This is a genomic window from Prevotella sp. TCVGH (assembly GCF_023522295.1).
GTDB lineage: Bacteria > Bacteroidota > Bacteroidia > Bacteroidales > Bacteroidaceae > Prevotella > Prevotella timonensis.
Genome location: NZ_QFFX01000093.1, coordinates 1 through 7,374 on the forward strand (window position 1 = coordinate 1; position 7,374 = coordinate 7,374).

Annotated in this window: 3 protein-coding genes; all 3 read right to left on the reverse strand. The window is 45.1% G+C overall.

All coding sequences use genetic code 11. The features are described from left to right. A partial coding sequence (locus DEM91_RS11645; RefSeq protein ID WP_275975275.1) for an alpha-L-fucosidase occupies window positions 1–1,371 on the reverse strand: 1,371 nt, incomplete at its 3' end. A gap of 46 nt (window positions 1,372–1,417) precedes the next feature. Continuing rightward, the gene (locus tag DEM91_RS11650; protein ID WP_249859031.1) at window positions 1,418–3,838 is read right to left on the reverse strand and encodes a TonB-dependent receptor; all 2,421 of its coding nucleotides are present in this window, start codon (window positions 3,836–3,838) and stop codon (window positions 1,418–1,420) included. A gap of 98 nt (window positions 3,839–3,936) precedes the next feature. Then, window positions 3,937–6,600: a DNA mismatch repair protein MutS gene (gene mutS / locus DEM91_RS11655; RefSeq protein WP_249859032.1), complete on the reverse strand. Its 2,664-nt coding sequence runs from the start codon at window positions 6,598–6,600 to the stop codon at window positions 3,937–3,939. Window positions 6,601–7,374: the final 774 nt, after the last annotated feature.

Sequence of the window (7,374 nt, forward strand, 5' to 3'; positions counted from 1 at the left end):
GGAGGCGCGAAGCCTCCGAAGAGCGGCATCCGACTTGTCTCCGTGTGTTAGCCTTTGCAAACATAGTAACTTATCAATGCAATTCTTCGACAATGCTGTTGGCAAGGTAAGCACCACTCCTGTCTGGCATCTTTCCACCTTTACTGGCTGCTTGGTGTCATAGACAAAGGCTTTCTTAATGCGCTGTTTACCGATAGGCAGAAGCAAACTACGGTCGTGCAGATTTAGAATATGCACAAAAAGACGATTGCCTTTCTGCGTAGTAACGCCCCAATCGTGAGGCTTCACCATGCCCCCTCGAGTGCCATAAATCGTTTCTCCATACACTTTCATCCACTGTCCCACCTTCTGCAAACGTTCCAAAGCCACGGCTGGGAGTTCACCATCGGGCTGTGGTCCAATGTTCATCAACAGGTTGGCGTTCATGCCAGCCGCCTTGACAATGTAGCGTATCAAGGTAGTATCCGATTTATAGTCCTGGTCGGTAATCTTATATCCCCACATACCATTCATGGTCTCGCATGTTTCCAACGGCAACCTACTGATGTCTTGTCCCGACAAACCAGCATTGTTCTCACCAGGTAAATCCCGTTCGAATATCTGAATATCCTCCCCTTGGAAAGGAGTGGTGTGATGATTGTTACCCACCAAGCACGCAGGTTGTAAGCGATGAATGAGCTGATATTGCCCTTCCAGTTGCCAATCGAAATCGGGTTGCTGATCCCACCAACCGTCAAACCATATCGCACCTATCTTTCCATAGTTGGTTAATAGTTCAGTAAGTTGGTTGTTCATAAACGCATAATAATGCTGCCAATTGCCTTGAGGGTTGGGACGCCCTGTTCCTCGTCCTGTTCTTCCCCACACTGCATCCTCTCTGTACCAGTCAATATGCGAATAATACAGATGCAGTCGGATGCCTTGTTTGTGACATTCGTCTGCCAACTCCTTCAAGATGTCGCGCTTGAAAGGGGTTGCATCCACGATATTATAGTCAGAATACCGAGTCTTGAACATAGAGAATCCCTCATGATGACGGGTAGTAAAGCAGATATACTTCGCTCCCGACGCCTTGATGGCCGATACCCAAGCAGCTGCATTGAACCGAGAAGGATAAAAGCCTCCTGCCAGTTTAGCATACTCTTTGTAGTTCAAATTCTTGTTGGTCATGGTCCACTCGCCTGTTGCCAACATGCTATACAAGCCCCAGTGCAGGAAAATACCAAACTTAGCGTCTTGAAACGCTTGGCGCGAAGCCATATTCTCTGCCGTTGGTTGATTACTCTGAGGCTGACCAGTAGCGATCTTTGTCTGCGAAAAGGCTGCTGTGGCGAAACATAAAGTTAAAAGAAAAGAAATAAGATTTTTCATTGTTGTATGGTTTGATAAATGAAAATAGATAAGCTGTAACAAATCATTAAAAATTAAACTTCATCCCTCCGCCAATATTGATGCCTGGTAATGGTGCCAAAAAACTCACAAGGGAATAGTGCGGACGACAGTCTTCGTTCAATAAATTCTTACCATAAAGGTAAAACTCTACGCCTACTTTGGCAATTTCTAATGTGTATCCTAAACGAGCATTCATCATCGTATACCGAGGTAGAGCGTATTCAGGTAGTATTTGTTGAGATAAAAACGTTTTTGGAAAGTAATGATCAACGTCTAGAAGGGCAGTAAATTGTCGCCATTTTCCCGTAAAATTACACCCTACTCTACTAATTGGTTGATGGGGCATATACACATCACTGGTCGCCAAATGTTCCTCATCTACACACCATTCTTTATTCTTAACCCAATCATAGAACACATTTATGTTCCACTGTCCCCAGCTTCTTAAATCCATATCGTATCCTAAAGCTGTTTCAAACCCTAAGATATTGGTATTGGCTGCACGCCATTTTCTGTGAGTCAGTCCATTTGGTGTAAATCCTAAAGAGGACAGATAGAGATAATTTTTATAATAAGCATCGTAGAATGTAAATGAGAAATGCAAACCTTTCCATAAAACACCAGCTTCAAATTCCATTTGATGAGCCGACTCTTTCTGCAAAGTTTCATCGCCCTGCTCATGAGCCAACAAAGCAAAGTGAGTACCCTGGGCATACAGCTCATTGATTTCGGGCGCACGCTCTGAATAATTATAATGCGCTGAGAGATAGCCTACCTTCCACAAGTCGCCACGCAACGTAGCACTAAATTGATGGAGTGCAAAACACTTATCATGCGCCCGCTGGTCTTGCCAGCCCTCTTGTGTGGAAAACACTGCATCGTCTATCAGCTTACGATATACCTGTTCGTGACGATAACCCAATGCGGCATGGATGAATTGATAATCGAAATATTGCATACTGAAAAGTCCCCAACCCAAAGACTGATGGTTCGGAAGATAACGGGCACTACCCTCTCCCTCCATTCGCTGGTAAGTAAAGTCAGCACCAGTGGTTCCTGTCCAAAACTTCAGTCGTTGCTGATGCAACTCAAATCGCGTGTTCTGTCTGAGCGTCTTGAACTGATTTCCTATCTCACTACCTAAAAATTCTTGGTCATTGGCATACTGCACCAAGCCTTGAAGTTTCACCGTTGGAAAGTAGGGTATCACGTTTATCAGTTCTGTTTCTATTCTTCCAATATGCTGATCGTTACGGGCATTCACTTCAACGTAGTCTTCTGGGCGACCTGCATTGGGGTCTTGAGCGTGTAAAGAGGTGATAGCGCCTTCGGTCAAAGTTCTCGCAAATAGCGGTGTACCATAGTTGGAGTGATGATATTGATAACCTGCGCCAACCTTCACATGTTGAGATACATAACTCATGCCTGCCTCTACAGCGTTTCCCCGTCGGTAACTGTTCGGTATTTTTTGATACTCAACCGTACCGTAATCCACAAATTGATGTGGTATCTGTACATAACGGTCGTGTTGTGGGTCCTGTCCAGGTACATAAAGAGGATTCGGTGTATTTTGAATGGTTTTACCCGAAAGAATTTCTTCTGATTGGAAAGTGAACAGATCATCATAATTTTGCTTTGCTGGATCTATGTTCCATCGCCCTGACTCACTGATATAAGGAAACAAAGAATAATTAAGTCGTCGCCCCGTAACAACACTTCGTTGCATCATTCGCTGTAACGCAGGATTCGACTCCATCAGTGAAGTATCGTTAGCCAATGTTGCTTTGGTGCTTCCAGGGATACTTACTTCTTTTACGTGATGATACAATGCACCTATATGCCATAAATAATGCTGCCCAATACGACCATTCAGGCTAAAAGAGAGGCGAGATCCACTATTCGAACCGAAATCTAAAACGGCAGTACCCGTCACATAACCTGTAGGAACGTGCATAGGGACTAATTGAGAATGCATATTCACCGCACCTCCAATGGCTCCTCCGCCATACAACACACTGGCAGAATGCTTAGAAATCTCCACATCTGTCCATTTGTCTTGGTCGATATCCAATCCAAAAGTAGGACTGATGCCCGAAAGATTGCTCATACTCAGCCCATCTGCAAGTATGCTAACACGATGCCCACTCAAGCTTCTAATAACGGGAAGTCCTACGTTTGGTCCAAACGACAGATGTTGTATGCCAGGAATTCTTCCCAGCGTTTCACCTATTGTTGATCCTTGTCGCAGCGATAATTCTTGGATATTGTAGGAGAGAAAGCCACACGTATTGTTCATGTGGCTAAAGGTATCGACAGCAAGCACCTGACGAACAGCCGAGGTGTCACTGTTTATGGCATAATTGTTCCTGTCTGTTGCTGCTCCCTTTATAGGCATCATTTCCATGCCAAGAAACAGCAATATCAAACAAAGGCTGGTCTTTTTCATTTCAGATATATAAAAATTTGTCCACAAAAGAATGGAAAACCAAGCAATAACCAAGGAAGACACCCTTCAAGAAAGGGAACAAGAGCCCTATTAAAGCACTATTCTGCCCCAATGATTTTCTTGATTTCGTTGAGTTTGTTCAATGCCTCCATGGGCGTAAGGTTGTTGATGTCAAGCCCGAGTATCTCATCGCGTACCTGACAAAGCACGGGGTCGTCCAGTTGAAAGAAACTCAACTGCATGCCTTCCCTGTTCTCTTCCAAATGTTTCAGGTTGGGCTTGCCCACCGAACCCACCTGACTGTTGTCCGACTCTAATTGTTTTAAAATTTCATTAGAGCGTTTGACGATGCTTCGTGGCATGCCCGCAATCTCAGCCACATGAATACCAAAGCTGTGTTCTGAGCCGCCACGTTCCAACTTACGCATAAAAATCACCTTACCATCTGCCTCTTTCACACTCACGTTATAATTGTGAATCCTCGGGAAATGCTTCTCCATTTCGTTCAATTCATGGTAGTGTGTGGCAAAAAGTGTGCGCGCCCGTGCCCTCGGTTGCTCGTGTAAGTACTCCACAATTGCCCACGCAATGGAGATACCATCATAGGTTGACGTTCCTCTACCCAACTCATCAAAGAGCACCAGCGACCTGTTGGTGACGTTGTTCAGGATATTTGCCGCCTCTGTCATCTCCACCATAAAGGTCGATTCACCCAAGGAAATATTGTCAGAAGCCCCCACACGTGTGAAAATTTTATCCACCAAGCCTATTTTAGCGCTCTCTGCAGGCACGAAACACCCTATCTGCGCCAATAGTACTATCAACGCCGTTTGGCGCAACAGCGCCGACTTTCCAGCCATATTGGGTCCTGTAATCATCATGACCTGCTGTTTCTCCGTATCCAAGTAGATGTCATTAGGCACGTAAGTCTCGCCTAAGGGCAGCTGCATCTCGATGACTGGGTGGCGACCTTGCTTGATGTCAAGAACATCGGTGGCGTCTATTTGCGGCCGCACATACTGGTTTTCCTCCGCCACCTGCGCAAAGCCAAGCAGACAATCTAAATGGGCTATCAGGTTGGCATCAAGCTGTATCTGCGGAATGTACGGCTGCATATCGACAATGAGTTCACGAAACAGCTTGTCTTCTAACATCATGATGCGCTCGTCAGCCCCCAATATTTTCTCCTCATAAGCCTTCAGTTCCTCGGTAATGTAGCGTTCTGCCTGTGCCAATGTTTGTTTGCGAACCCAGTTCTCTGGCACTTTGTCCTTATACATGTTGCGCACCTCGAGGTAATACCCAAACACGTTGTTGTATCCCACCTTCAGAGATGCGATGCCCGTCCGCTCTACCTCGCGCTCTTGTATCTGTATCAGATAATCCTTACCGTTGCGCGATATTTGCCGCAGCTCGTCGAGTTCGGTATCATAACCATCGGCTATCACCCCTCCCTTGTTCACCAACAGGGGCGGATCGGGTTGTATCTCGTGTTCAATGCGGTCGCGAATGGTCTCGCAAAGCTGCAACTGTTCGCCAATTCTCCGCAAGCTCTCGTTCGATGCTTTCATGCAGGCAGCCTTCACGGGTTGCAGGGCTTGCAGCGCATTCTTCAACTGTACCACCTCTCGGGGCGACACTCTGCCCACAGCCACCTTTGAGATAATGCGCTCAAGGTCGCCTATGCGTTGAAATTGTTCACCCACCAACTGTCGGAAATCGGGGGCTTTGAAGAAATAATCCACCACATCCAAGCGTTGTTGAATGGGCGTTACATCTTTCAATGGAAACACCATCCAGCGGCGAAGCATACGTCCTCCCATGGGCGTAATGGTCTTGTCGATGATGTTCAGCAACGACCGTCCCCCCTCTTGCATGGTGTCAATCAGCTCGAGCGAATGAATGGTAAACTTGTCCAACCGCACATAGCGTTCTTCTTCGATGCGAGCAAGCGACGTGATGTGCCCGATATTGGTATGTTGAGTAATCTCCAAATACTGCAAAATGGCGCCCGAAGCCACAATACCGCTTTTCATGTGCTCTACACCAAAGCCTTTCAGCGACTTGGTGCCAAAGTGTTTCAGCAGTCGTTGGCGTGCGCTCTGCTCGGTAAACACCCAGTCTTCCAATTCAAAGACACAGTATTTGGTGCCAAAATGGGTATCAAAATTGCGCTTGTCGTTGCGGTCGTACAACACCTCCTTGGGCGCAAAGCTGCCCAATAATTTCTCCACATAGTCATAAGTACCCTCACCCGTGAGAAATTCGCCCGTCGAAATGTCCAAAAAACTCACGCCACAAGCCGCCTTGCCAAAATGCACTGCCGCCAAGAAGTTGTTTTCCTTGTAATTCAACACGTTATCCCCCATCGCCACACCCGGTGTCACCAACTCGGTAATACCACGTTTCACCATCTTATCAGTGGCGGAAAGTCCCTTCTTACCTTTCAGTTCCTCTCGCTTTTTCTTAGGGTCTTCTAATTGGTCGCAAATAGCCACGCGCTTGCCAGCCCTTATCAGTTTAGGCAAATATGTATCAAGAGCGTGGTGCGGAAAACCCGCCATAGCCGTTTCACCACTATTGCCCCCATTGTTTCTCTTCGTGAGCGTGATGCCCAAGATGCGCGAACCCTCAATGGCATCATCGCCATACGTTTCGTAAAAGTCACCACACCGAAAGAGCAACAGCGCATCGGGATGCTGCCGCTTCATGCTGAAAAACTGTTTCATCATTGGTGTAAGACCTTTATCTTTCTGTGCCATAGGGGAATGTTTCTATTGAATTTACAAAGTTATCAAAAAACGGTTGGTAGGCAAAATAATTGAGTCATTTTTAGTAAGCAATAAGTTTTTCAGCGCAGCACTTTCATTTTAGAATCGTATTTTTAGAACGAAAAAACACCAATAAAACAACATTTGTAAACCTATTGGTATGCTGCATGGAAGAATAATTAATGCTGAATTTTATTTACAAAGTGCCTCTCAAAACTCGCGTAAAAACAACCAACGGCAAAGTTGGTCGCAAATATGCGAGTTATGAGCAATGTTTGTAAGTTATTGTTATTTAATGTATTACGCTTATGTCGCCTCTTTTCTTTCCAATTATTACCACTTTTTGTCGGCTGAAGCATTGAGATAGCACCATTATTTGCATGCTTTAATGCCGCTATGTCATGTGAATAACACCCTTAAAGAGTGCTTCCAAGGGCGTTAACTCAATATTCCAACTGAAAAAGACATTTATTTTGGCAAAATCAGCCCATTTTTGTAGTACGTTTACCTATTGATTTTTTCTATTTTGAAGATTTTAGATGGTCGATTTTTGGTAAATTTATAGGACAAAAGTACGTGATGTCTTCGCCAAGAATAACAAGTTGCAAACGACGTAACTTTTTCATTGAAAGAGTAATTATTATTGAAACAAAAGAAAAAAGATTGTTTTTCACCACCAACCAGTTTTCGGGTCAGTCGTAAAACCCAGTTGCATCCCTCCTCTCTTCATGCACATAATTTCATAAGTATTTGTTATCTTTGCAT